Source organism: Micromonospora xinjiangensis, assembly GCF_056150165.1.
The window spans coordinates 305,329-329,575 of the sequence record NZ_JAXCFO010000006.1 but is presented as its reverse complement, the minus strand read 5'-3'; the positions used below and the strand labels follow the sequence as shown (position 1 = coordinate 329,575).

At 74.1% G+C, this 24,247-nt stretch carries 23 protein-coding genes; 21 read left to right on the top strand and 2 right to left on the bottom strand.

What is annotated here, in order from left to right; all coding sequences use genetic code 11:
* Window positions 1-8: 8 nt before the first annotated feature.
* From SM573_RS23035 to SM573_RS22965, 15 genes are all read left to right on the top strand, one after another.
* Window positions 9-1,286 carry a multidrug effflux MFS transporter gene (locus tag SM573_RS23035; RefSeq protein WP_474617030.1) on the top strand — a complete coding sequence of 426 codons (1,278 nt, stop codon included), beginning with the start codon at window positions 9-11 and terminating at the stop codon, window positions 1,284-1,286.
* Between the two features lie 230 nt (window positions 1,287-1,516).
* Window positions 1,517-2,296, top strand: a complete 780-nt coding sequence (locus SM573_RS23030) for an SAM-dependent methyltransferase (protein ID WP_474617108.1) — start codon at window positions 1,517-1,519, stop codon at window positions 2,294-2,296.
* Window positions 2,297-2,356: 60 nt separating this feature from the next.
* Window positions 2,357-2,806: a VOC family protein gene (locus SM573_RS23025; RefSeq protein WP_474610641.1), complete on the top strand. Its 450-nt coding sequence runs from the start codon at window positions 2,357-2,359 to the stop codon at window positions 2,804-2,806.
* A 172-nt stretch (window positions 2,807-2,978) separates the two neighbouring features.
* Entirely contained in the window at window positions 2,979-3,686 is a 708-nt protein-coding gene (locus tag SM573_RS23020) for a phosphatase PAP2 family protein (RefSeq protein WP_474610640.1), read from the top strand.
* 425 nt (window positions 3,687-4,111) lie between these two features.
* Window positions 4,112-5,581, top strand: a complete 1,470-nt coding sequence (locus tag SM573_RS23015) for a cytochrome P450 (protein WP_474617029.1) — start codon at window positions 4,112-4,114, stop codon at window positions 5,579-5,581.
* 82 nt (window positions 5,582-5,663) lie between these two features.
* Window positions 5,664-6,116, top strand: a complete 453-nt coding sequence (locus SM573_RS23010) for a helix-turn-helix transcriptional regulator (RefSeq protein WP_474617028.1) — start codon at window positions 5,664-5,666, stop codon at window positions 6,114-6,116.
* A 272-nt stretch (window positions 6,117-6,388) separates the two neighbouring features.
* Window positions 6,389-8,827: a sensor histidine kinase gene (locus SM573_RS23005; protein ID WP_474617027.1), complete on the top strand. Its 2,439-nt coding sequence runs from the start codon at window positions 6,389-6,391 to the stop codon at window positions 8,825-8,827.
* A gap of 16 nt (window positions 8,828-8,843) precedes the next feature.
* Entirely contained in the window at window positions 8,844-9,248 is a 405-nt protein-coding gene (locus tag SM573_RS23000) for a roadblock/LC7 domain-containing protein (RefSeq protein ID WP_474610636.1), read from the top strand.
* 52 nt (window positions 9,249-9,300) lie between these two features.
* Window positions 9,301-10,494, top strand: coding sequence for an ABC transporter substrate-binding protein (locus SM573_RS22995; protein ID WP_474610635.1), 1,194 nt, complete (start codon window positions 9,301-9,303; stop codon window positions 10,492-10,494).
* Window positions 10,491-11,387 (top strand): branched-chain amino acid ABC transporter permease, encoded by an 897-nt coding sequence (locus SM573_RS22990; RefSeq protein WP_474617026.1) that lies wholly within the window; start codon window positions 10,491-10,493, stop codon window positions 11,385-11,387. The genes SM573_RS22995 and SM573_RS22990 overlap by 4 nt, the downstream gene beginning before the upstream one ends.
* Window positions 11,384-12,406, top strand: a complete 1,023-nt coding sequence (locus SM573_RS22985) for a branched-chain amino acid ABC transporter permease (protein WP_474617025.1) — start codon at window positions 11,384-11,386, stop codon at window positions 12,404-12,406. The genes SM573_RS22990 and SM573_RS22985 overlap by 4 nt, the downstream gene beginning before the upstream one ends.
* On the top strand, window positions 12,403-13,146 hold the full coding sequence (locus tag SM573_RS22980; RefSeq protein ID WP_474617024.1) for an ABC transporter ATP-binding protein: 744 nt from the start codon (window positions 12,403-12,405) through the stop codon (window positions 13,144-13,146). Before SM573_RS22985 ends, SM573_RS22980 begins: the two co-directional genes overlap by 4 nt.
* Entirely contained in the window at window positions 13,146-13,943 is a 798-nt protein-coding gene (locus tag SM573_RS22975; RefSeq protein WP_474617023.1) for an ABC transporter ATP-binding protein, read from the top strand. Before SM573_RS22980 ends, SM573_RS22975 begins: the two co-directional genes overlap by 1 nt.
* 5 nt (window positions 13,944-13,948) lie before the next feature.
* Window positions 13,949-14,755 carry a methyltransferase gene (locus SM573_RS22970; RefSeq protein ID WP_474617022.1) on the top strand — a complete coding sequence of 269 codons (807 nt, stop codon included), beginning with the start codon at window positions 13,949-13,951 and terminating at the stop codon, window positions 14,753-14,755.
* Window positions 14,756-14,920: 165 nt separating this feature from the next.
* Window positions 14,921-15,304, top strand: a complete 384-nt coding sequence (locus tag SM573_RS22965) for a DUF2267 domain-containing protein (RefSeq protein WP_474610629.1) — start codon at window positions 14,921-14,923, stop codon at window positions 15,302-15,304.
* An 84-nt stretch (window positions 15,305-15,388) separates the two neighbouring features.
* On the opposite strand, the gene SM573_RS22960 is transcribed toward SM573_RS22965, so the two are convergent.
* Window positions 15,389-17,065: a coiled-coil domain-containing protein gene (locus tag SM573_RS22960; RefSeq protein ID WP_474617021.1), complete on the bottom strand. Its 1,677-nt coding sequence runs from the start codon at window positions 17,063-17,065 to the stop codon at window positions 15,389-15,391.
* A gap of 281 nt (window positions 17,066-17,346) precedes the next feature.
* On the opposite strand from SM573_RS22960, the gene SM573_RS22955 reads away from it, so the two are divergent.
* Window positions 17,347-18,138 (top strand): maleylpyruvate isomerase family mycothiol-dependent enzyme, encoded by a 792-nt coding sequence (locus SM573_RS22955; protein ID WP_474610627.1) that lies wholly within the window; start codon window positions 17,347-17,349, stop codon window positions 18,136-18,138.
* Window positions 18,139-18,332: 194 nt separating this feature from the next.
* On the opposite strand, the gene SM573_RS22950 is transcribed toward SM573_RS22955, so the two are convergent.
* Window positions 18,333-19,364 (bottom strand): LacI family DNA-binding transcriptional regulator, encoded by a 1,032-nt coding sequence (locus tag SM573_RS22950; protein WP_474610626.1) that lies wholly within the window; start codon window positions 19,362-19,364, stop codon window positions 18,333-18,335.
* 122 nt (window positions 19,365-19,486) lie between these two features.
* Here SM573_RS22950 and SM573_RS22945 point away from each other — a divergent pair, with 122 nt between their 5' ends.
* From SM573_RS22945 to SM573_RS22925, 5 genes are read left to right on the top strand one after another with little or no spacing between them, the layout of a single operon-like run.
* Entirely contained in the window at window positions 19,487-20,710 is a 1,224-nt protein-coding gene (locus SM573_RS22945) for an amino acid ABC transporter substrate-binding protein (RefSeq protein ID WP_474610625.1), read from the top strand.
* Between the two features lie 6 nt (window positions 20,711-20,716).
* Window positions 20,717-21,604, top strand: a complete 888-nt coding sequence (locus SM573_RS22940) for a branched-chain amino acid ABC transporter permease (RefSeq protein ID WP_474610624.1) — start codon at window positions 20,717-20,719, stop codon at window positions 21,602-21,604.
* Window positions 21,588-22,715, top strand: a complete 1,128-nt coding sequence (locus SM573_RS22935; RefSeq protein WP_474610623.1) for a branched-chain amino acid ABC transporter permease — start codon at window positions 21,588-21,590, stop codon at window positions 22,713-22,715. The genes SM573_RS22940 and SM573_RS22935 overlap by 17 nt, the downstream gene beginning before the upstream one ends.
* A gap of 22 nt (window positions 22,716-22,737) precedes the next feature.
* Complete coding sequence (locus SM573_RS22930; protein ID WP_474610622.1) at window positions 22,738-23,484, top strand: ABC transporter ATP-binding protein; 747 nt, start codon at window positions 22,738-22,740, stop codon at window positions 23,482-23,484.
* Window positions 23,474-24,223, top strand: a complete 750-nt coding sequence (locus SM573_RS22925) for an ABC transporter ATP-binding protein (RefSeq protein WP_474610621.1) — start codon at window positions 23,474-23,476, stop codon at window positions 24,221-24,223. Before SM573_RS22930 ends, SM573_RS22925 begins: the two co-directional genes overlap by 11 nt.
* The last annotated feature ends 24 nt before the right edge of the window (window positions 24,224-24,247 follow it).

Here is a 24,247-nt window from a genome sequence, read left to right as displayed (position 1 = left end):
GAGCGGGCATGACGGCCGCTGCCCGGAACGTCGCGCCCCCGGCCCCGATGTCCGGCGACCTGATGACGGCCGGACAGCGGCTGCGTCTGGTCCTGGTGCTCGGCTCGCTGATCGCGATCGGGCCGCTCACCATCGACATGTACCTGCCCGCGCTCCCCGACATCGCGGCGGACCTTCACACGACGCCCTCGGCCGTCCAACTGACCCTCACCGGCACCCTCGCGGGGCTCGCCTTCGGTCAGTTGCTGATCGGTCCGCTGTCCGACGCGGTGGGCCGACGGGCGCCGCTGCTCGCCGGCATCGCGCTGCACATCGTGGCGTCGGCGCTGTGCGTCGTCGCGCCGGACATCGCCGTCGTCGGTGTGCTGCGGTTGTTGCAGGGCCTGGGCGTGGCAGCCGCCTCGGTGGTCGCGATGGCGGTCGTCCGGGACCTGTTCAGCGGCTCCGCCTTCGCCCGGCTGTTCTCCCGCCTGATGCTCGTCATGGGTGTGGCGCCGATCCTCGCCCCGACGCTGGGCAGCGCCCTGCTGCGCTGGTCGGACTGGCGGGGCGTCTTCGTGGCGCTCGCGGTGTTCGGCGTGCTGCTGGTCACGGTCGCGGCGCTCCGCCTGCCGGAGACCCTGCCGCCCGCCGCCCGGCGCCGGGGCGGCGTGGCGGCCACCGCCCGCGTGTACGGCGTCCTGCTGCGCGACCGTACGTTCGTGGGTCTGGTCCTGGTCGCGGGCCTCGCCATGGCGGCGCTGTTCGCGTACGTGGCCGGATCGTCGTTCGTCTTCCAGGAGCAGTACGGCCTCGACGAGCAGCAGTTCGGGCTGGTGTTCGGCGCCGGCGCCGTCGGCCTGATCACGGCCACACAGCTGAACGTACGGCTGCTGCGGCGGTACTCGCCGCAGCGGATCCTCGTCGCGTCCCTGCTCGGCGGCACCGTGGCCGGCCTCGTGCTGCTCGCCTTCGCCGTCACCGGCGTCGGTGGCCTGGTGGCCGTCCTGGCCTCGTTGTGGCTGGTCCTGGCCGCGGCGGGGCTCGCCATGCCGAACGCGCCGGCGCTCGCGCTGTCCCGGCACGGCGAGGCGGCCGGCACCGCCGCGGCGATGCTCGGCGCGGTGCAGTTCGGCGTCGGCGCGCTGGCCGCGCCCCTCGTCGGGGTGCTCGGCACCGGGATCGTGGCCATGGCCGTGGTCGTGGCCGGCGGTATGGTGGCCGCGGTCGCCGTCCTGTTCGTGGTGGTACGGCCGGCGCGGCTCGGCGACGTGACGACCTCGGCGGTCGTCGTGGCGGCCCACTGACGGCCACCGTCACCGCCACCGTCGGCGTCGGCGTCGGCGGAGGGTGTCGAGCGGTTTGCCGGGGGTCCGGTGCGGTACCCACCGCGCCGGACCGCCCGGCCCCGCTCGCGGCGACGCGGGATCGCGTCGGATCCTCTAGGCTGCGCTCGTCGATACCGGCCGATCGAGGGGAGACGATCGTGTCGCACAGTGGCACCGGCACCGCGGGCGCCGAGGTCCCACCGTCGGGCGTGGACGCGTCGGTCCCGCACTCCGCCCGGGTCTACGACTGGTGGCTCGGCGGCAAGGACAACTTCGCGGCCGACCGGGCCATGGGCGCCGCCCTCATCGAGGCGATCCCCACCCTGCGCACCATGGCCAAGGAAAACCGGCTGTTCGTCCACCGGGTGGCCCGCTATCTGGTGGGTGAGGCCGGCATCCGGCAGTTCCTCGACATCGGCACCGGCATCCCCACCCGGCCCAACCTGCACGAGGTGGCGCAGGCCGTGGCGCCCGACACCCGGGTGGTCTACGTCGACAACGACCCCATCGTGCTCGCGCACGCCCGGGCGCTGATGATCAGCACCGAGCAGGGGCGCAGCGAGTACATCCACGCCGACCTGCGCGAGCCCGAGAAGATCCTCGCCGACCCGCGGCTCACCGAGACGCTCGACCTGAGCCGGCCCGTGGCGCTCACCCTGATCGCGGTGCTCATGCTGCTGCGCGACACCGACGACCCGGCCGGCAGGCTGCGTACGCTCATGCGGGCCCTGCCGTCGGGCAGCTACCTGGCGATCACCCACCCGACCGGTGACTTCAACCCGGCCGAGATGGACGCGGCGGTGGCGGCGGCGACCCAGGGGCGCATGACGCTGGTGCCCCGCACGCGTGCCGAGGTGGAGCGGTTCTTCGACGGGTGGGAACTGGTCGACCCGGGCGTCGTCCCCGTGATGGCCTGGCGGCCGGAGGACGGCGAGCCGGCGGACCCGCACGCCGCCTACTACTGGGCTGGTCTCGCCCGCAAACCCTGAGGTGTGCCGGCGCTCTCGCCGGGTACGCGCCGCCGGACGAGAAACTCCCGGGAGGCGTGGATGGCGGTCGAGGCGCCGGACTACTTCCGTCCGGAGCACGGGATGGTGCTCACGCACCTGCTGATCGTGCGCGATGTGGACCGGTCACGGGACTTCTATCAGCGGGTGCTGGGCGCCACCGTGGTGCGGGAGCGGCAACCGGCGATCCTGCGGTTCCACAACAGCTACATCGTGATCAACGACGAGGGCGGCCCGACCGACGACAAGCCCACCGTCCGGGCCCAGGCGCCCGCGGACCCGGACGTGCTGAGTGGCGCGATGAACGTGCGGGTCACCGACGTCCACGCCGTGTACGAGCTGTGGCGCTCGCGGGGCGGCGAGTTCCTGACCGAGCCGAAGGACCACGGCGTCGAGATCCGCTGCTACCTGCGCGACCCGGACGGCTACCTGATCGAACTCGGTCAGGGCACCGGGATCCTCGCCGAGGCGGGCCCGACGGGTACCGGTTGAGCGGCGAGCGGACGGGCCGCCGTGGGCCGCACCGCCGGCCGCCGGCCGCCGCGCCGTCGCCGCCGGCGTGCGCGTTCGGGGAGCAATCGCCGACTCGCCCGCGCCCGGGAGGCGGTTCGCGCTAGTTTCGCCCTGTTGGCCGGCATCGGTCGGGCCGGAGCGGAGAGAGGGCATGCCAGCGGGGAGAGCGTCGCGACGTCGCCCGCCCCGGCCGCTCGGCGTGCCCGTGCTGGTGCCCGTGCCGCGCGGCTGGTGGTTCGACGGGCTGCTGCTGGCCGCCCTCGTCGCCGTCACCGCCGCGTTGGTCTGGTGGCGCCCGCTGCTGCGGGTGGACATCGCCGTCCGCGACTGGTGCGACTCGCACCGGCCCCCGGTGGTGGACACCATGATGTACGTCTTCGACCGCCTCGGCCAGGGCGGCGCGCTGACCACCGTGACCGTGCTGGTGTCGTTCTGGCTGGCCTGGCGGCACCGTTCGGTGCGGCCGATCATCCCCGCCGGGCTGGCGCCGATCATCAGCACCCTGCTGATCGTGGGCCTGAAGCGGTGGACGTCCCGGGGGGCGCCGCACCACGGCTCGGTGGAGATGTTCAGCGACGGCTGGGAGGAGTACTACCCCTCCGGGCACGTCAGCAACGGCATCGTCTACTACGGGGTGCTCGCGATGCTGCTCGCGCCGTACCTGCCGGTGCTCGTCCGCCGGTTGCTGCAGTGGGTGCCCGGTGTGCTCGTGTTCATCGGCACCACCTACCTGGGCTACCACTGGTTGACCGACAGCATCGGCGGTTACCTGCTGGGCCTGCTGATCGTACGGCTGCTCTTCCGCGTGCCGTGGCGGACGCTGCCGTTGCCGCACTGGCTGGACCGGCGCGCGCGCTGACGGCATCTGTTCGTGGCATCTTTTCCAGGTGGCCGGTGGAAGGTTCCCGGAAAAGGCGGTCGGATGCGGTTTTCCGAGCCCTTCAGAAACTGATAACAGCGCGAGCCCGGAGGAATCAGAAACGGCCTCGCCGACAGCCATGCGCGCCGTGACCCGTCTCTAGGGGTGGGGCGCCAACGCCTCACGCCGGCGTGTTCGGCCTGCTGAACGCCGTGTGCTTCGGGCAACAGTCGGCTCGCAAGTTGCGTTTCGGGCTCGGCGGTCGATCGCCGTTCCGGGTATTTGTCATCCACCCATCTATTGACGAAAATAAATCTTGACTTGCCCGGGGAAGAGGCGCACCGTGAAATCCTCCCCGGCCCTCGGGAATTCCGGTGGCCACGTCGGCGAATGCGGTTGGCGCCGCATCACCACCAGGAGGCGTCATGCGGTTGAATCCGTTCGACGAGCCGTACCTCAGCGATCCGGCGCTCGTGTGGCGGCGGCTGCGCGACGAGCCCGCCGGAGTGCACCACGATCCCGACCTCGGGCTGTGGCTGATCACCGGCCACGCCCACGTGCGGCGTGCGCTGGCTGACGCGGCGACCTTCGGCAGCGCCCGCACCCTCGCGCCGATCTACGACGTCTGCCCCGAGGCGCTGCAGATCATCCTGCGGATCGACGCGCCGCCCACCACCGCCGCGGCGGACCGGCCCGTGCATCCGCGGACCCGCCGGGCGCTGCGGGCCACCTTCGCCAACACGCCCGAGCGGGTCGAGCAGCGGTACGGGCCGATCGTCCGCCGCCGGGTGGACGAACTCGTCTCCCGGCTGGTCGCCCGCCGGGGCGCACGGGTCGACCTCGTCGCCGAGTTCACCGCCGAGCTGCCGCTGCTCGTCCTGCTGGACCTGCTGGGCGTGCCGGAGCGCGACATCGGGCGGGTCCGGGAGTGGGCCGACGGGCAGATCGCCCTCATCTGGGGTCGCCCCGAGCCGGCCGAGCAGGTCCGGCTCGCGGGAAGCCTGCTGGAGTTCTGGCACTACTGCCAGCGGCTCGTCCGCGACCGCCTGGCCACCGGCCGGTACGGCGACGACTACGTCGGCCTCGCGCTCGCCTACCGCGACGGCGACGACGGGGTGCTGACCGTCGACGAGGTCGCCAGCATCGTCTTCAACCTGCTGGTCGCCGGGCACGAGACCACGGCGGGGCTGCTCGCCCACGCGCTGGACCAGGCGCTGTCGGTGCCGCAGCGGTGGCGGGCCATGGTCGAGGATCCTTCGCACATCCCGGCGTTCCTGGCCGAGACGCTGCGCTTCGCGCCCGCCATCGACGGCTGGCTGCGGGTGACCCTCCGGCCCGTGGCGCTCGGCGGGGTCACCATCCCGGCGGGCGCGCGTTGCCTACTGCTGATCGGCGCGGCCAACCGGGACCCGGCGGTCTTCGCCCACCCCGACCGGTTCGATCCGGGCCGACCGGACGTCTCGGATCACCTGTCGTTCGGCCACGGCCCGCATTTCTGCATTGGCGCGGCATTGGCGCGACTGGCGGCCGGGACGGCTCTCACCCGGCTCGCTGCGGCGATTCCCGGGCTGCGGTTAACACCCGGCCACCGCCGTTCATACAAGCCGAATGTTGCATTCCGCGCGCACCGCGCACTACCGGCGATCGTCGATACCGACCTCCCGGCCACTGCCGGGGTGGCGCCGGGGGAGGCGGTCGCCGAGGCGCCCGCCGCCGGAGGCGATGCCGTTGACCAGGGGATCGTCGGGCGCGGCTCCGCGCCGTTCGGCCCGGGCGCGAGCGCGTCCGGGCCTCGTCAGCGGGCGGGCGGTTCCGGTCCCGTCAGTGAGACCATCGACGTACGACAATGGCTTTCGTGTGATCCGCGTCTTCACACGCGTCCGCTGATGGGTTAAGAATTGTGCCCTGCCAATGCACGATCATTGCCCGACCTCGATCTGACGCCGTGCCCGGTCCCGGCGTCGCGAAGGTGAGCAGATGGATTCCGCACCCCAGTCGGACGCTCCCCGTTCCGGTGCCAGTGAGCGGTTTCGGGTCGAGCTACGGGCCTGGCGTGCCCGGCAGGGGCTGACCCAGCGGGCCCTGGCCGAGCGGGTGCGGTTCAGCCGCGAGACGGTCGCCGCGGTCGAGTCCGGTCGCCGGTTCGGCAGCCACGAGTTCGCCGTCCGGTGCGACGAGGTGCTCGACACCGGCGGGCGACTGGCGGCGCTGTGGCCGCAGGTCGCGGCCGAGCAGATGGCGGCGGACGGCCGTCGCGGCCCCCGGTTCGAAGCGCCGCGCACCGGCCGGCGGGCGTCGCGACGGGACGCCCGGGACCCGGGCGCCGTCGTGGCGGCGATCGACGAGCTGCGCGAGCTGATCGGGCAGGTGCTCAACGGACCGACGGGGTCGGAGGAGCCGCCCGTGGGGCCCGGCGGCCAGCGGTCCTGACGCGGGCCCCCGCCCGGCGACCTGTCGCGGGCCGGCCGGTGCCCCGTCGGCCGGTCGTGCTGACTCTGGGTACAGATGTTGGTACGGGCAGTTTGTACCACCGACGGGTCTGGTCTGCCGCCGCGCGTTCCGGCGCAATGAAACGTGCATTCAGCAACGTGCACGTAGGCCGCTGTCGATGAACGTGGGAGTCAGTCTTGGCGTCGAGCACGAGGTCCCACGCGGCCCGACCCTACCCGAACCGTCGTCGACGGGGGAGGATCGCGGCCCGGATGCGGCTCATCGTGGCCGCGCCGCTCGTGGCGGTCGTCGGCTTCGCCGGCCTGGCCCTGACCGAGAGCGCCCGCCAGACCACCCGCGCCAGCGAGCTGGGCGACCTGGCGCGGCTCGGTGCCGAGGCGGGCGACCTCGCCCACCGTTTGCAGCGGGAGCGGATCGCCGCCGCCGACCTGCTGACCCGTGGCACGCCGCAGCAGCAGGACGCGTTCGTCGACGCCACCGACGCGACCGACGCCGTGGCCGCCGGCTACCGGGCGCAGCGGGCCCGGGTGACCGCCGGGCCAGCCGGCACCCGCGCCGTGCTCTCCCGCATCGACGCCGCACTCGCCGCGCTCCCGCCGCTGCGCGCGCAGGTCCGCACGGCGGCCCACGCGTCGGTCTCCGCCATGACCTTCAGCTACCGCATCGCCGTCGCCGACCTGCTCACCCTGCGGGAATCCGTCACCCTCGGCGTCGTCAACGCCCGCATCGCCGACGGCATCCGCGCCTCGGCCGCGCTGTCGAAGACGTCGGAGGCGATCGGCCAACAACAGGTCGCCGTCCTCCGCGCGGTGGCCGCCGGCGAGTTGACCCCGGCCCTGCACCAGGACGTCACCGCCGCCCGGACGAGCTTCACCGAGGCGAGCCTGTCGTTCCTCGCGCTCGCCCGGCCCGACTGGGGCGTGTGGTGGGAGCAGGCGGGCAGCGGCGAGGAGGCGCTGCTGCTGCAACGGATGCAGGACGAGATCTCCCGCACCCCGGCCGGCAGCCGCCTGCGGCTCGACGTCGACGCCTGGATCACGGCCACCCAGCAGTGGTCCGGGCGCCTCTCCGACCTGCGGCAACGGGTCGACGCCGCGGTGCTCGACGACGTCCGGGCCGCGCACGCCGAGCAGCGGCGGCGGGCGGCGGCGGAGGCGGCCGGGGTGGTCCTCGCGCTGGTGCTCACCGCGCTGGTGACCTGGGCCGTGGCGCGCCAGATCACCCGACGGCTGGGGCGCCTGCGGGACGCGGCCAACGAGGTGGCGTTCCGCCGACTGCCGGAGGTGGTCGCCCGGTTGCAACAGCCGGGCAGCAGCTCGGTCGACCCCGAGGACCTCGCCCGCCGGCAGGGCGACGAGGCGCTGGAGCACTCCAGCGACGACGAGATCGGCGAGGTCGGTCAGGCGTTCGCCGCCGTGCACCGGGCGGCCGTACGCACCGCCGCGGAACAGGCGGTGATGCGCGCCAACACGGCCGAGATCTTCATCCACCTCAGCCGACGCGAGCAGCGGCTGGTCGACGCGGTGCTGGCCCAGGTCGACCGCGTGGAGCGCGACGAGACTGATCCGGAACGCCTCGACCAGCTGTACACGCTCGACAACCTCGCCACCCGGATGGGCCGCATCAACGCCAGCCTGCTGGTGCTCGGCGGGGTCGGCGTCGGGCGGGTGCGTCAGGAGAACGTCCCGCTCCAGAAGGTGCTGCAGGCGGCGCAGTCCCAGATCGAGCACTACGCGCGGATCCGGCTCGGCATGGTCGACGGGGACGTCGCCGTCGCGGCCGAGGCGGTCGACGAGGTCGTGCACCTGCTCGCGGAGCTGATGGACAACGCCACGGCCTACTCCCCGCCGGGAACGGAGGCGTGGGTGACCGGCCGGAGCCTCGGCGACCGGGTGATCGTCCAGGTCAGCGACGAGGGCGTCGGCCTCAACCCGCAGCGGTTGCGGCAGCTCAACGACCTGCTCGCCCGTCCGCCGGCCATCGACGTGGCCGCGGTGCGCGCCATGGGACTGGTCGTGGTGGGCCAGCTCGGGGCCCGGCTGGGCGTGAGCGTGCACCTGCGACCCGGGCCCCGCCTCGGCACGATCGCCGAGGCGGCGCTGCCGGCCGCGCTGATCCGCCCGCTGCCCCCGGAGGAGTACCTGCTCAGCGCGGCCCGGCCGTCCCGCCGCGCGGCACGCACCGGAGCACCACCGCCGTACGCGCCCCCGGAGGCGCCCGGTGTGCCGCAGCCCCGGGCCGGGCGGCCGGTGACCGACCGGGCACTGCCGGTCGCCCCGGTGTTCCGGCCGGCCGCCCCGCCCGCGCCGGTCCACGAGCCCGCCCGGCGCGGTGGCCCGACCGACCGGGGCGACGCGCCGACCGAGGAGCTGGTGATCTTCCAGCAGGTCAACCACTGGTTCCACACGGCCCAGCCGGACGGCGTCGACGGTGACGGGTGGGCCGGCCCGGCCGACGACGCGTGGCGCACGGCGACGCGGGCGGCCGCCCCGGAGGCCGCCGGCACCACCACCTCCGGCCTGCCCCGGCGCCAGCCGCAGCGGCACCTGGTCCCCGGCGCGGTCACCGTGCCCGCCCAGCAGCAGCGGTCCGAGCACCGCGATCCGACCCAGGTGGCCACCGCGATGGCCGCGTACGCGCGCGGCGTCGCCGGCCGCCGGCCCACCCTGACCAACCTCGGCAACCACTGACCCGACAGGAGAGCACGTGACCGACCATCAGGACCTCGGCTGGCTCCTGGACAGCTTCGCCGAGCGCGCGACCGAGGTCAGCCATGCCATCGCCATCTCCGCCGACGGCCTCATGGTGGCTGCGACCCGGGGCCTGCCGGCCGACCGCGCCGATCAGCTCGCCGCCACCGGCAGCGGCCTCGTGAGCCTGCTGCGCGGCGCGGCCGCGTTCTTCGACGCCGGTGCGGTGATCTCCAACGTGACCCAGCTCGAGGGTGGATTCATGTTCTCGATGGCGTTCAACGACGGCGCCTCCCTGCTGGTGCTCGCCTCGCCCCAGTGCGACGTCGGCCAGGTGTCGTACGAGATGACCGAGCTGGCCAACCGGATCGGCGACGCGCTCACGCCGGCCGCCCGCGCGGCGCTCAGCCGCAGCCGCTGACACCCCGGCACACCCCTCCGTACGCCGGGCCCCTCACCCCTCTGGAGAGAAGATGACCGTCACCACCCCTGCGCGCCGCCGTGCCCCGATGGCCGCGCTGCTCGCCCTCGCCCTGGTCGCCACGTCCGCCTGCGGCAGCGGCGGGGCCGGCGCGAGCGAGCCCGGAACGATAAAGATCGGCCTGCTGGCGTCGCTCTCCGGCACCTACCAGGCCGTCGGCACCGAGATCCGCGACGGCTTCGAGCTGTACCTGGAGACGCACGACGGGAAGCTCGGCGGGCACCCGGTCGACCTGGTCGTGGCCGACGAGGGCAACGGCGCCCCGACGGCCGTGCCGGCGGCCACGAAGCTGCTCAAGCAGGACCGCGTCGTCGCGCTCACCGGCATCGTCGGGGGCGGCTCGGTGGCCGCCGTCTACCCGCTGCTCAACGAGACGAAGGTGCCCCTCGTGGGCTCCAACGGCCGGCCGGAGCTCAAGGACGTCTCCCGGATCTGGCACACCTCCTACCTGTCCGACGAGCCGGGCGAGGCGATCGCCCAGCACGTGCGGGACACCGTGAAGGGCACGGTGTACGCGATCGGCCCGGACTACCAGGGCGGCTGGGACGAGCTGCGCGGCTTCACCGAGACCTTCACCGCGGCCGGCGGCCGGCTCGCCAACCCGGACGGCAAGACCACCTTCACGCCGTTCCCCGCCACCACCAACTTCACGCCGTACTTCGCCCGGATCAAGGCCTCGGGCGCGGCCGCCGTCTACACCTTCTACGCCGGCAGCGCCGCCGTGGACTTCGTGAAGCAGTACGCCCAGTCGGAGATCAAGGACCTCCCGCTCTACGCCGCAGGCTTCCTCACCGAGGGCGGGGTGCTCGACGCGCAGGGCGAGGCCGCCCGCGACATCTACTCGGTCCTCAACTACGCCCCCGACCTGGACAACGCCGAGAACCGGACGTTCGTCGCCGCCTGGAAGGCGAAGCACGACGGCTCGCCCACGACGTACGCCATGGCGTCGTACGACGCGGCCGCCGTGCTCGACCGGGCGATCGGGGCGGCCGGGGAGAACCCGACGGCGGAGAGCATCAACCGGGCCATCGGCGAACTCGGCCAGATCACCAGCCCCCGCGGCACCTGGCAGTTCTCCACCACCACCCACTCGCCGGTGCAGAAGTGGTACCTGCGCCAGGTGCGCCAGGACGGTCGCGCGCTGTCCAACATGGTCGTCGGTGACCTCGCGACCATCGGCCGATGAGCGTGCTGGCCGCCGGCCCGGCCGCGATCGACCCGTACCTCGTGCCGGCGGTCGACGGGGTCGCGTACGGCCTGCTGGTCTTCGTGGCCGCGGCCGGGCTGGTCTTCTGCTTCGGCGTCGCGGGCATCCTCAACCTCGCGCACGGCACCCTCTACGCGATCGGCGGCTACACGGCCGCCGCCCTGCTCGACGGGGGCTGGGCCAGTCTGGCGCTGGCGTTCGGGCTGGGCGTCGCGGCCGCCACCGCCGGCGGGGTGGCGCTCGCCGGGCTGCTCACCCGGGCGGCCGCGCGCAACCACCTCACCCAGGCGCTGCTCACGTTCGGGGTGGCGCTGGCCGGCGGCAGCCTGCTCGTGGCGGCGTTCGGCCCGGACGACCGGCCGGTGCGGGTGCCCGCCGCGCTCGACGGCTCGGTGGAGGTGGCCGGGCATCGCTACGCGGCGTACCGCCTGGTCTTCATCGTGGTCGCGGCGGCGCTCGCCGCGCTGCTCCACCTCGCGGTGCGCCGCACCCGGGCCGGCATGCTGGTCCGTGCCGCCGTGGACGACGCGGACATGGTCGCGTGCCTGGGCGTGAGTCCGACCCGGATCCGGGTCGGCGTGCTCGCCACCGCGGGCGCGCTGGCCGGCGCCGCCGGTGTGCTCGGCGCGCCGATCATCGGCCCCGGCCCGGACACGGCCGACACCGTGCTGCTGCTCTCCCTCGTGGTCGTGGTTCTCGGCGGCCTCGGCTCGCTGGCCGGCACCCTGGTCGCCGCGCTCCTGGTCGGCCAGATCCAGACCCTCGGCGTGGCGCTGGCGCCGTCGGCGGCCCCGTTCCTGCTCTTCGCCGCGATGGCGGCCGTGCTCGCGGTGCGGGCGCGCGGCCTGGCCGGGGCGAGGAGGACGACGTGAGGCACGAGCTGCTCCGGCCGCTGCGCGTCGGCGTCGCGGCTGTCGTCCTCGCCGGCCTGGTCCTCGCGCCCTGGCTGGTGGACGACTACACCGTGGCGATCCTCGCCCGCACCCTGGCGCTGGGCCTGGTCGGGGTGAGCGTCGCGCTGCTCACCGGGGTCGCGGGGCTGCCCACCCTCGGGCAGACCGCCCCGTACGCGGCCGGCGCGTACGCGTGCGCGACGATCGGCGCGCAGGTCACCGACGTGGGCGTCGTACGGCTCGCCGTGGCGGCCGCCGCCGGGGCCGCCCTGGCCGCGCTGACCGTGCCGCTCGTGGTGTCGGCCCGCGGAGTGGTCGTCCTGATGATCACCCTGGCCGTCGGCGAACTCACCGTCACCGTCCTGGGCCGCTGGAAGTCGGTCACCGGCGGCACCGACGGGCTCGCCGGCATCGCGCCGCTGCGTCCCTTCTGGGGGCTGCCGCCGCTCACCACCGACCGGGCCCGTTACCTCTACACCCTCCTCGTCGTCGCCGTGGTGGTCGGGGCGCTGCTGCTGGCGCTGCGCAGCCGCTTCGGCCTGGTGCTGCGGGCGGCCCGCGACGACGAGGCGCGGCTGCGCGCCAGCGGGCACCACGTCGCGGCGCACGTCGCCGGTGTGCACCTCGCGGCCGGTGCGCTCGCCGGCGTCGCGGGCTCCCTGCTCGTGGTCGCGCAGCAGTACCTGTCGCCGGCCGACTTCGGCTTCGAGACCTCCGCCCTCCTGCTGCTCGGCGTGGTGATCGGCGGCACGGTGTCGGTCGCCGGAGCCCTGGTCGGCGCGGTGCTCGTCATCGCCGCCCGCGACTGGCTGCTCGGCGTCCTGCCCGGTCACGCGCCCCTGGTGCTCGGCGCGCTCTTCGTCGCGACGGTGTACCTGCTGCCCGGCGAGGGCGGCCGCCGCCCGGGGCCCCTGCGCGGTCCGTTCCTCCGGCGCCCGGCCCGCCACCCGGAGCCCCGCCCCGTCCCCGAGCCGACACCGACGGAGGTACGGACATGACCCCACTGCTCGCCGCCGACGCCATCACCGTGCGCTACGGCTCACTCGCCGCGCTCGACACCGTCGACCTGCGCGTCGACCTCGGTCAGCGGCACGCGCTCATCGGCCCCAACGGCGCCGGCAAGACCACCCTGCTCAACGTCATCGCCGGCACGGTCCGGCCCACCACCGGCCGGGTCCGGCTCGCCGGCCGGGACGTCAGCCGGCGCGGCCCGGCCGCCCGGGCACGCCGGGGCGTCGGACGCATCCACCAGCGACCCGCCGTCTGGTCGACGCTCACCGCGGCGGAGAACGTCCAGGTCGCGGCCCTGCCGCACACCGCCCCGCCGGGCCGGTGGCGCCCCGGAGCAACGCGCGCCGCGGCCCGCGCCACGGCGGACCGGCTGCTCACCCGGGTGGGCCTGGCCGATCTCGCCGGCGTGCCCGCCGGTCAGCTCGCCCACGGCCAGCAGCGACAGCTGGAGATCGCCGTCGCGTTGGCGAGCCGACCGCGCCTGCTGCTGCTCGACGAGCCGGCCGCCGGGCTCTCCGCCACCGAGGTCGGCCGGCTGGTCCAGTTCCTGCGGGAACTGCCGAGGGCGGTCGCCGTGCTGCTCGTGGAGCACCGGCTGGACCTGGTCTACGCCCTGAGCGACACCGTCACCGTGCTGCGCGACGGCCGCGTCCTCGCCGCCGGCCCACCCGAGGAGATCCGCGCCCGCGCCGACGTGCGTCGGGCCTACGCCGAGGGGGTGGCCTGATGCTGCGCCTGGACCGCGTCTGCGCCGGCTACGCCGGCGGTACGGTGCTGCACGAGGTGACCCTCCGGGTGCCGCCGGGCGGTATCCAGGCGGTGGTGGGCCGCAACGGGGCCGGCAAGAGCACCCTGGTGCACACGATCGCCGGGCTGGTCCGGCCCTACCACGGTCGGATCGAGGTCGGCGGCGTGCCGGTGGCCGGCGGCCCACCGCACCGCGTCGCCCGCACCGGGGTCGGCCTGGTGCCGCAGGGCCGGCGCGTCTTCTCCCGGCTCACCGTGGCCGAGCACCTCGCCCTGGCCGCCGCGCCCTGGCGCGCCGCGACACCCGGCGCCGAGGGCTGGACTGTCACCCGGGTCCTGGAGCTGCTGCCCCGGCTGGGCGTGCGGCTGCGGCACCGCGGCGACCAGCTCTCCGGCGGCGAGCAGCAGATGTTGTCGATCGCGCGGGCGCTGCTCGGCCAGCCCCGGGTGCTGCTGCTCGACGAGCCGTGCGAGGGCCTCGCCCCCGACCTCGCGGCCCGCGTGCGCGACGTCGTCGGCGACCTGGCCGGCACGGGCCTGACCGTGCTCCTCGTCGAGCAGCAGCTCCAGCACGCCATGCGGGTCGCCGACCGGATCGCCGTGCTGGAGTACGGCCGCCTCGTCTACGACCGGCCGGCCGCCGAGGCGCGGGCCGACCCGGCCACGCTCGCGGCGATGTTGAGCATCGCCACCGTCGCGACCCCCGAGGCGGCCCACCCGGTGCCCGGGCTCCGGGCCGACCTCCCGCAGCTGCCACGACCTCTTCCGGAAGGGTGACCACGATGCCGACCGAAACCCGCGACAGCGAGTACGCCTTCGACAACGCCGCCGAGGAGGCGGTGCCCCAGCTGCGCACGCTGGAGGCGTTCCTCGACCCGATCACCATGCGCCGCCTGGCGCCGCCCGTGCTCACCCCCGGGCTGACCTGCTGGGAGGTCGGTGCCGGCGGCGGCTCCGTGGCGCACGGCATGGCCTGGGCGGTGGGCGCCGACGGCCACGTCCTCGCCACCGACATCGACACCGCCCGGCTGCGCGCCGAGGCGAACCTCGACGTGCGGCGCCACGACGTGCGGACGGAGCTGCCGCCGGGGGAGTCGTTCGGCCTGGTCCACGCCCGGCTCGTGCTGCTGCACCTGCCCGAGCGGCGGCGGGTCCTGCGGAAGCTCGTCGGTGCGCTCGCCCCCGGCGGCTGGCTGGTGGTCGAGGAGTTCGACTGCACGACCACGCCCCGGGTGCTGACCGCCCCGAACGACGACGCGGCGAAGCTGTTCAGCCAGGTGACCGACGCGATGATGGACGTCCTCCAGGGCCACGGCGCCGACCTGGGCTGGGCGCAGGACGTGCACGGCGAGATGACGCGGGTCGGCCTGACCGACGTCGACACCGTCACCCACGCGGAGAGCTGGGCCGGCGGGTCCGGCGGGGCCTCGCTCTACGAGACGAACTCCCGCCAGCTGGAGCCGGAGCTGCTGGCGGCCGGGTTCACGCCGGGCCAGTTGGACGGCTACCGCCGGCTCCTGCGCGACCCGGGCTTCGCGGTGATGTCGTACGAGTTCGTGTCCACCCGCGGGCGGCGCGGGCCCGGATAACCCTACGACCGGTGCACGGGCCGGCCGGGGCGGCGAATACCGCGTCCCGACCGGCCCGGACGTGCCAGACTCGTCGCAGGCGGACGCGTAGACGCTCCGTTCCCGCGGCGCCCGCCGCTCCCTCCGGTCCGGATGCCCGCCCGACGGTCAGGAAGGGACAGCATCGTGAAGTACCACGAGTTCGTGGCCGCCGTACGCGAGCGCGGCGAGTACGGCAGCGCCGCCGAGGCCGAGGGCGTCATCCGCGCCGTGCTCAGCGTGCTCGCCGCGCGGTTGACGCCCGACGAGGCCCGCGACCTCGCCGCCCAGCTGCCGCGGGGCATCGGCGAGATCCTTGAGGAGCAGAGCGAGCCGACCCTGCAGCTGTCGGTGCAGGAGTTCCTCACCCGGATCGCGGCCGGCACCGGGGCGACGAGTCAGACGGCCCAGTGGGACGCCGGTGCCGTCCTGTCCACGGTGGCGGACGCGGTGACCGCGGGCGAGCTCAATGACGTGATCACCCAGCTGCCGTCCGGCTACGCGGCCCTCTTCGGCACCGGCGGGGCGTGACGAGCGGCGTCGTGCCGCCGGGTCGAGCCGGCGGCACGACGCGTGTCACACCTGCTCGACGCGCGCCGGCGGCACGACGGGTGGTCACACCTGCTCGACGCGCGCCGCGTCGGCCCGCGGCTCACCGCCGGCCGACGGTTCGGCCGGCCGCTGACGCGGCGTGAAGAGGTCGACCGGCGGCGCCGCCGGCTCCGCCCCGCCCGCGACCCGGCCGTCGGCCGCGACGTCGTCGGCCCGCCGGGCGCCGCCGGCCGCGTCGTCGGCCCGCCGCGCGCCGTCTCCCGCCTCGTCGGGCCGCCGCGCGCCGTCTCCCGCGTCGTCGGCGCGCCGCCCGGCGGTCACCGCCTCGGTGCCGGGCTCGCCGGCCGCCGCCTCGGGGTCGGACTCGCCCGCCGTCTCGACGTCGGCGGGGGGCGCCGCGTCCTCCATCGTCCGGGCGTGCCGCTCGCCGGGCTCGGCGGCGCTCGGCTGCTCCGCGTTCGGCCGCGGCGTCACCATCGGATACTCGGCCGTGGCCACGCCGCCCGCCGCGGCGGCCATGACCGCGGCCGCGGCCAGGTCCGCGACCCGCTTCGCCTCACGCTGCACCCGGGCGCGGACGTCCTTGGCGTGCCGTTCGGCCGAGTCGGCCGCCCGCCGTGCCGCGTCCAGGCGTTCGACCTCGGCCGTGAGCTCCCGCCGGACCTCGTCGAGCCGCTGCCGCACCTGAGCCAGCTCGCGCTCCGCCTCCGCCTGCTCGTGGTGCGTCTCGGCGAGTTGCTGCCGGGCCGACTCCAGCTCCGCCTGCAACTGGGTCACCGCCTGCTGCCGGGCAGCGAACTCCTGCTGTACGACGGCGAGCTGCTCCTGGTGGGTGGCGAGCTGCTCGTCGGCGCGCTGCCGTACGTCGGTGGCGTACTGCTGCGCCTCGCCGATGAGCGAGCCGATCGTCTGCTCGGCGGCGCTGCGCTGGCTGGCGATCTCCCGCTCGGCGGCCGCGCGCTGCTCGGCGATCTCCTGCTCGGCGGCGGCCCGGCGCTCGTTGACGTCCCGCTCGATGTTGGACTGCCACTGGGCCAGCTCCTGCTGGCTCTTGTTGCGGGTGGCCTGCAACTCCTGCTGGATCTGCGTACGGGCGGCGCGGGTCAGCGCCTCGGACGCGGCCCGGGCCTGCTCGATCTGCTGCGCGCTCTGCTCGCTGATCCGCTTCGCCTCCTGACGGGCGCGCTCGTGCGCGGCCTCGCCGTCGGCGCGGAGCTTCTCCGCCGCCTCTCGGATCTCGGCGAGCTCCGCCTCCACCGCGGTGCGGCGCTCCTCGTACGCCTTCTCCTGCTCGGTGCGGCGCGCGGACAGCTCCTCCTCCAGGTCGCGCAACGCACGGCTGGCCCGCTCCCGCGCGTCGACAAGCGTCCGCTCGGCCTCGGCCTGCAACTCCCCGGCGCGTTGCGCGGCGGTCTCGGTGATCACCCCGGCCTGCTTCTCGGCCAGCGCGAGGATCTGGTCCACCATCGGGCCGAGGTCCCGGAAGGTGGCCCGGTCCGGTTGCGTGGGGCGTTGCCGCAGCTCGGTCAGCTCCGCGTGCAGCTGCTGCACCTGCCCGCTCAACTCGCGGACCTGCCCGCTCGCCCGCTCCCGCTCGGCCGCCAGCGACGCGAGCTGGGCGTCGAGCTGCTCGATGTGCCGGTCGACCTGCCGCTTGTCGTAGCCGCGCAGCGTCAGCTCAAAGGTGGGTCGCGAGCTGCCGTGCTCGCGAACCGCGAACGGCTCGTCGCCGTTGGACATTCGCCAACCTCCGTACGGTCCTGCCACCCCCACGGGCCCATGGGATCGCGCAACGCTACCGCCGTGCCCGCGCGGCCCGTCGTCCCGGCCCGGCCATCCCGCCCGCGCGGCCGGCCGGTGGCGCTGCGTGACCGGCCGGCGCCGGTCGCCGGGCCGACGGCAGCGGCGGTGAGTGCCCGAACCCGACCCGGGCGGGAGCATGATAGGTGCCGGCGTCGTGCACCGGCCGGCTTCCCGAGCGGGGAGCGGCGGCGACGCCGAGCCGAGTCGACAGGAGAGAGATGTCTTCGATCGCGGACCAGACGATTGCCGCCCTGCGCGGCGGGCACGACGCGCTCGCGGCCTTCGTCGGGAAGCTCGGCCCGGACGACCTGACCCGTCCGTCCGGCGCCAGCGAGTGGCAGGTGTCCCAGGTGCTCAGTCACCTCGGCAGCGGCGCGGAGATCAACCTGGCGGCGCTGCGCGCCGCGCAGGCCGGCGACCCGCCGCCCGACGGCGACTTCAACCGGTCGGTGTGGGCGCGGTGGGACGCGATGCCCCCGGCCGAGCACGCCGCCGGGTTCGTCGAGGCCAACGAGCGGCTCGTGCGCGCGTACGAGTCGCTGGACCCGGCGGCCCGGGCCGAACTGCGCGTCGACCTGGGCTTCCTGCCCGAACCGGTGGACGTCGCCACGGCGGCCCGGATGCGGCTCAGCGAGTTCGCCCTGCACCGGTGGGACGTCGAGGTCGGCTTCGAGCCGGCCGCGACGGTGTCGGCCGACGCGGTGCCGCTGCTGCTCGATCAGGTGGGGGCGATGCTCGGGTGGACCGGCCGGGCGGACGCCCTCGCCGGCCGGCGGGCCACGCTCGCCGTGCGGGTGCACGACCCGGAGCGGGCGTTCGGGCTGCGGCTGGGCGAGCGGATCGAGCTGACGGACGTCCCGGAGCAGCCGGACGGCGAGCTGGTCCTGCCCGCCGAGGCGTGGCTGCGCCTCACCGTGGGGCGGCTCGGCGCGCGGTACACGCCGGACGACGTACGCCTCACCGGGCCGGTGAGCCTGGACGAGCTACGCCGGGTCTTCCCCGGCTTCTGACCCCGCGGCGGCCCCGGGAGCCGGTCAGGCCGTCCCGTCGCTCCCCGGGGCGCGGTCCCGCCCCTTGATCCCCACGATCCTGGATGTGGTGGCCTCGGAGTGGCCCGAGGCCACCACGACCAGGATGTCGCCGCCGCGCGAGCGCGCGGTGCGAGCGCGGCGCGGCAGGGTACGAGCGCGGCGCGGAACGCGGGTCAGGCGGGTGCGGGTCCTGTCGAGTCGCGGACCACGAGGGTGTGGCCGGTGGAGCGCCGGCGCGGCCGGGCCGACCGGGGCTTGAGGGCGAGGGCGAGGGCCATCCGTCCCATGTCGGTCATCGGCAGCCGCACGGTGGTGAGGCTCGGCGCGAGGTCGGCGGCGACGGACACGTCGTCGAAGCCGACCACGGACATCCGCTCCGGCACGGGGATGCGGTGCGCCCGCAGCACGGCGAGCACTCCCATCGCCATCGCGTCGTTGAGCGCGATGATCGCGGTGGTCGCCGGGTGCTCGGCGAGGATCCGCTCGGCGGCCACCCGTCCGCCCTCCCGGGTGAAGTCGGTGTGCACCACCGGCAGGCCGGCGAGGTCCAGCCCGTGCGCGCGCAGCGCGGAGGCGACCCCGGCGAGCCGGTCGACGACGGTGGTGAGCCCCTCGGTGCCGGCCGCGACGGCGATGCGGCGGTGCCCCAGCGCGAGCAGGTGCTCCCCGAGCGCGCGACCGCCGGCCTCGTTGTCCGGCAGCACGGCGTCGGCGCCCAGGGAGTGCCGCCCGATGACCGCGACCCGCCCGCCGACGTTCTGGTACGCGGACAGCTCGGCCTTCGTCTCCGCCTCGATGCGGGTGTCGGTGTAGCCGGACCCGGCGATGAGGATGATGCCGACCCGCTGGGCGATGAGGTGGCGGATCTGCCGCAGCTCGAAGTGCGGGTCGCGCCCGGAGTGGCAGATCTGTACGAGCAGCCCCTGTTCGGCGGCGACCTCGATGACCCCGCCGGCGATCTCGGAGAAGTACGGGTCGTCCACCTGGTGCACGACGAGGCCCACAGTGGAGCTGGCGCCACCGGCGAGGGTGCGTGCGTACGGGTTGGCGACGTAGCCCAGCTCCTGGGAGACCCGCCGTACCCGGTCGGCGACCTCCTCGCTCACGCCGTCGCGCCCGGACAGGGCGCGGGACGCTGTCGCCAGCGACACCCCGGCCCGCTCGGCGACGTCGACGAGGCGCAACCTCGAGCCAGGCTTCGGCATCAGTGACTCCCGAGACATCGATGTCGGCGCGTCCCGGCTCTTGCCAGTGACGTAGCACACACCCTAGAGTACGAAAGCGCTTTCGTAAGCGCTTCCAGCCCGGTGCAAAGGAGCGTCCGAGCATGTCCACCCGGTTGACAACAATGAGATGGGCGACGGCGTTCGGCGCGACGATGGCCCTCGCGCTCGCCGGTTGCAGCGGAGGCGACGAGGGTTCGTCCGCCACGGACGACCCGATCGTGGTCGGGATCTCGCTGCCGCTCACCGGAGACTTCTCCGAGCCCGGCAAGGGCGTGCAGCGCGGCTACCAGGCCTGGGCGAAGATCGTCAACGACAAGGGCGGCCTGCTGGGCCGTCAGGTCGAGCTGAAGATCCTCGACGACCAGTCCAACGCCGACCGCGTCGTGTCGGACTACGAGCAACTGATCGGCCAGGACCAGGTCGACGTGGTGGTCGGTCCCTTCTCGACCCGGCTCGTCGTGCCGGCCGCCCGCGTGGCCGAGGAGTACGGGATGTTGTTCGTCGAGCCCGCCGGCGCGGCGAACGAGGTCTTCGAGCAGGGCTTCAAGAATCTCTTCTACGCCGCCCCGGCGGTCGCGAACGACCACTACAACCACCTCGCCGAGTACCTCCTCGGCCTGCCCGCCGACCAGCGGCCCGCCACGGCGGCCTACGCGGCGATGGACGACCCGTTCGCGCAGGGCACCGCGTACGGCCTGAAGGAGAAGCTCGAAAAGGGCGGCATCCGCACCGTGGTCGACGAGGTCTATCCGCCGAACACCACCGACTTCAGCGGCATCGCCGCGAAGATCGCCGCGTCCAAGGCGGACATCGTGGTCGGCGGCTCGCAGTACCAGGACGGCGTCAACCTGATCGTCGCGCTCCAGCAGCTCGACTACCAACCCAAGCTGGCCGCCTTCTCGACCGCCCCGACCAGCCCCGAGTTCGCCGCCGCGATCGGCAACAAGACCGAGGGCATCCTGGCGCCGACCGGCTACACGCAGAAGGCGCCCTACCCGAGCAACGTCGAGTTCGTGGAGAAGTACACGGCGCAGTTCGGTTCACCGCCCGAGGAGGACGAGGCGAACGCGTACACCACGGGCCAGGTCGTGGCCGCGGCCATCACCGCGGTCGGCTGCGCCGAGCAGGGCGACTGCCAGCAGAAGCTGATCGACTGGGTGCGCGGCAACACCGTGGAGACCGTCGTCGGCCCGCTCAGCTGGGACGCGACCGGCAAGCCGAAGGGCGCCCACATGATCCAGCAGTGGGTCGGCGGGGAGATCCAGATCGTGCTCCCGGCCGACGCGAAGGAGACCGACATCGTCTATCCCAAGCCGGCCTGGTAGGCGCCGATGTCCTCCGGAGCGCTGATCTTCCAGAGCGTCATCCTGGGTGTGCTCCTGGGTGGGCTCTACGCCCTGCTGGCCTCGGGCCTGACGCTCTACTTCGGCATCATGCGCGTGGTGATGATCGCCCACTCGGCGTTCCTCATCCTCGCCGCCTACCTGGCCTGGTGGTCGCACACCCGGCTGGGTGTCGACCCGCTGCTCTCGCTGGTCGTCACGGTCCCGCTCTTCTTCGGCGGCGGGGTGCTGCTGCAACGGCTGCTACTGTCGCGCCTGCGCCCCGCCACACTGACCATGATGTCGGTGCTGCTGACCTTCGCCATCGCGGTCATCATCGAGGGCCTGCTCGGGTACGCCTTCACCGGCACCCAGCGCCGCATCCAGCTCGGTTACGGGGCGGCGAACATCGAGCTGTTCGGGGCCCGCGTCGCGGTGGTCAAGCTGATCGCGTTCGGGCTCGCCGCGGTCGCGCTGCTCACGCTCTACCTGCTGCTCAAGCGGACCACGTTCGGTTGGGCGCTGCGGGCGACGATCCAGCACCGGGACGCGGCCCGGCTGGTGGGCATCGACACCGACCGGGTCGCGGGCTTCGGCTTCGGCATCGGGCTCGCCAGCGCCGCCGTCGGCGGCACCGCACTGGCGCTGGACACCACCATCTACCCGTCGCTGCACTGGCACTGGATCGGGCCGCTCATGGCGATCATCGTGGTCGGCGGGCTGGGCAGCGTGCCCGGCGCGGCGGCCGCCGCCATGGTGCTGGGCCTCACGCAGAGCCTGTTGCAGATCCCGCTCAACACCACCTGGGCGCAGACCATCTTCTACCTCGCGCTCTTCGTCACGCTGGCGTTCCGCCCGCAGGGATTCTTCGGAGGCCGGCTTGCCCAGCGCTTCTGACCCCACACCCGTCCGGCTCGCGCGCCGGCCGGCGCTCACCACCGGCCGCCTGGTCCGGGGCGTCCTGCTGGTGGCGCTCGTCGCGGCGGCCCTGTCGTTCCCGTCGCTGGCCCCCAACCCGTACATCCTCTCGGCCGGCATCCTCGTACTGAACTACGCGCTGCTGTCGACGTCGTGGAACTTCGTCGGTGGCTTCACCGGCTACATCTCGCTCGGCCACGGCGCGCTCGCCGGGCTCGGCGCGTACGGCACCGGCCTGCTCGTCACCAAGGCCGGCGTGCCGAGCTTCCTGGCGCTCGTGGTCGCGGCGCTCGTCGTCGCGGCGCTCGCCGTGCCGATCGGGTACGCGGCGCTGCGCGTGCGCGGCGCCTCCTTCGTCATCGTCTCCATCGCGCTGGTGCTGGTCCTGCTGCTGATCTTCCAGAGCTGGGCGTCGTTCACCGGAGGCTCCCGTGGCCTCAACGTGCCGCGCCCGTTCCCGGACCTGCTGCGCCCCGAGCACCACCGGGTCTTCTGGTTCCTCTTCGCCGGCCTGCTCGCGCTCGCGCTGCTGGCCTGGTGGCTGATCGACCGCTCCCGGTTCGGGTTGGGCCTCAAGGCGATCCGCGAGGACGAGGACAAGGCCGAGTCGCTGGGCATCCCCACGTTCGCCTACAAGCTGGTGGTCTTCGTGGTGTCGGCCGGGTTCACGGCGGCGGCCGGCGGGCTCTACGCGCTCTGGTTCGGCGACCTCGACCCGGTCTTCCAGTTCTCCATCCTGACCGGCTCGTACATGGTGCTGATGGCGCTGCTCGGCGGCGTACGCACGCTGTTCGGCCCGCTGCTCGGCGCGCTGGTCGTCGGCACGGCCCTGGAGTACTTCAAGGTCGAGTACGGCAACACCCCGCTGCACCTGGTCGCGACCGGCCTGCTGCTCGCCCTCGTCGTGCTCTTCATGCCCGACGGGGTGCTGCCCGCGATCGCCGCCGGGCTGGAGCGGTTCCGGCCGGCCCAGCAGTCGATCCGCGAGGTGACCGCGGCCGAGCTGCGCGAGCAGCGCGAGCGCGCGGCCGGCGCGCCCGAGCTGGCCGGGGCCAGCCCCGGCGCGCCGTCGACGAAGGAGCCGTCATGAGCGAGCGGAGCGAGGAGGCGGCATGAGCGAACGGGACGGGCAGGCGCTCCGGACGGAGGGCCTGACGAAGGCCTTCGGGGGCGTGGTGGCGCTCGACGGGGCCAGCGTGACCTTCCAGCACGGCAGGGTGAACGCCCTCATCGGGCCCAACGGCTCGGGCAAGACGACGTTCTTCAACTGCGTGACCGGCATGATCCGGCCCGACGGCGGCCGGACCACCTACCGGGGACGGGACATCACGCGGGCCACCCCGCACGTGGTCGCGCACGCCGGCATCGGCCGTACCTTCCAGCTCTGCCGGGTCTTCGGCCGCATGTCGGCACTGGACAACGTGCTCGCGTCCGTCCGCCCCGCGGGCCTGCTCGGTCAGCTGCGCGGGGCGCGCGGCCGGGCCGAGGTCGACCGGGCGCGCGGCTGGCTGACCCGCCTCGGCATCGAGCACCTCGCCGACGTCGAGGCGCGGAACATGTCCTGGGGTCAGCAGAAGCTGCTGGAGCTGGCGGGCGTGCTGATGAGCGACCCGGAGACCGTCCTGTTGGACGAGCCGGCCGGCGGGGTCAACCCGGCCCTGCTCGACCGCATCGGCGGCCTGGTCCGGGAGCTGAACGCCGAGGGCCGCACCTTCGTGATCGTCGAACACAACATGGACCTGGTGATGAGCATCAGCGACCACATCGTGGTCTTCGACCGTGGTCGGCCGATCGCCGAAGGGCCGCCGTCGGTCATCCGCACCGACGAACGCGTGCTGGGAGCCTACCTTGGCGTCTGAGATCGAACTCGTCGACATCCAGGCCGGCTACGGCCGGGCCGCCCCGGTGCTGCGCGGCCTCTCCGTCGCCGTGCCGGCCGGGTCCATCGTCTGCCTCGTCGGCCCGAACGGCGCCGGCAAGTCGACGGTGCTGAAGGTCGCGAGCGGCCTGCTGAAGCCCCGGTCGGGGCGGATCCTGGTCGGCGGCCGGGAGATCACCGGGCAGGGGCCGCAGGCGATGCTCGCCGCCGGGGTGGCGCACGTCCTGCAGGGACACAGCGTGTTCCGCGAGATGACCGTGGCCGAGAACGTTCTCCTCGGCGGCTACACGCTGCGCGACAAGGCGTTCCTCGCCCGCCGGGCCGAGTTCGTCAAGGAGCTGTTCCCGGTGGTGGCCCAGCGCTGGGGCAGCCTCGCCGGGCTGCTCTCCGGCGGGCAGCAGAAGCAGGTCGAGTTCGCCCGTTCGCTCATGGTCGACCCCAAGGTCGTCCTGCTGGACGAGCCGTCCATGGGCCTGGACCCGAAGGCGACGGCCACCGTCTTCGAGCAGGTCGTCCGGATGCGCGACGCCGGCACCGCCGTGCTGCTGGTCGAGCAGAACGCCCGGCGGGCCCTGGAGACCGCCGACCTCGGCTGCGTGCTCGACCTCGGTCGGGTGCACATCTCCGGCCCGGCGGCCGAGTTGTTGGCCGACCCGCAGCTGGGCGAGTTGTACCTGGGCGGGCGGCCCGCCGAACCGCCGGTCACCCCGAAGCGCTGAACCCCGTACGGCACCACCGCACCA

Excerpts from the sequence above, each read along its gene's own strand:
- SM573_RS23035 (WP_474617030.1), top strand. The coding sequence starts at position 9 with ATGACGGCCGCTGCCCGGAACGTCGCGCCCCCGGCCCCGATGTCCGGC.
- SM573_RS23025 (WP_474610641.1), top strand. The coding sequence starts at position 2,357 with ATGGCGGTCGAGGCGCCGGACTACTTCCGTCCGGAGCACGGGATGGTG.
- SM573_RS23020 (WP_474610640.1), top strand. The coding sequence starts at position 2,979 with ATGCCAGCGGGGAGAGCGTCGCGACGTCGCCCGCCCCGGCCGCTCGGC.
- SM573_RS23015 (WP_474617029.1), top strand. The coding sequence starts at position 4,112 with ATGCGGTTGAATCCGTTCGACGAGCCGTACCTCAGCGATCCGGCGCTC.
- SM573_RS23010 (WP_474617028.1), top strand. The coding sequence starts at position 5,664 with ATGGATTCCGCACCCCAGTCGGACGCTCCCCGTTCCGGTGCCAGTGAG.
- SM573_RS23005 (WP_474617027.1), top strand. The coding sequence starts at position 6,389 with ATGCGGCTCATCGTGGCCGCGCCGCTCGTGGCGGTCGTCGGCTTCGCC.
- SM573_RS22995 (WP_474610635.1), top strand. The coding sequence starts at position 9,301 with ATGACCGTCACCACCCCTGCGCGCCGCCGTGCCCCGATGGCCGCGCTG.
- SM573_RS22990 (WP_474617026.1), top strand. The coding sequence starts at position 10,491 with ATGAGCGTGCTGGCCGCCGGCCCGGCCGCGATCGACCCGTACCTCGTG.
- SM573_RS22980 (WP_474617024.1), top strand. The coding sequence starts at position 12,403 with ATGACCCCACTGCTCGCCGCCGACGCCATCACCGTGCGCTACGGCTCA.
- SM573_RS22975 (WP_474617023.1), top strand. The coding sequence starts at position 13,146 with ATGCTGCGCCTGGACCGCGTCTGCGCCGGCTACGCCGGCGGTACGGTG.
- SM573_RS22970 (WP_474617022.1), top strand. The coding sequence starts at position 13,949 with ATGCCGACCGAAACCCGCGACAGCGAGTACGCCTTCGACAACGCCGCC.
- SM573_RS22960 (WP_474617021.1), bottom strand. The coding sequence starts at position 17,065 with ATGTCCAACGGCGACGAGCCGTTCGCGGTTCGCGAGCACGGCAGCTCG.
- SM573_RS22955 (WP_474610627.1), top strand. The coding sequence starts at position 17,347 with ATGTCTTCGATCGCGGACCAGACGATTGCCGCCCTGCGCGGCGGGCAC.
- SM573_RS22950 (WP_474610626.1), bottom strand. The coding sequence starts at position 19,364 with ATGCCGAAGCCTGGCTCGAGGTTGCGCCTCGTCGACGTCGCCGAGCGG.
- SM573_RS22945 (WP_474610625.1), top strand. The coding sequence starts at position 19,487 with ATGTCCACCCGGTTGACAACAATGAGATGGGCGACGGCGTTCGGCGCG.
- SM573_RS22940 (WP_474610624.1), top strand. The coding sequence starts at position 20,717 with ATGTCCTCCGGAGCGCTGATCTTCCAGAGCGTCATCCTGGGTGTGCTC.
- SM573_RS22930 (WP_474610622.1), top strand. The coding sequence starts at position 22,738 with ATGAGCGAACGGGACGGGCAGGCGCTCCGGACGGAGGGCCTGACGAAG.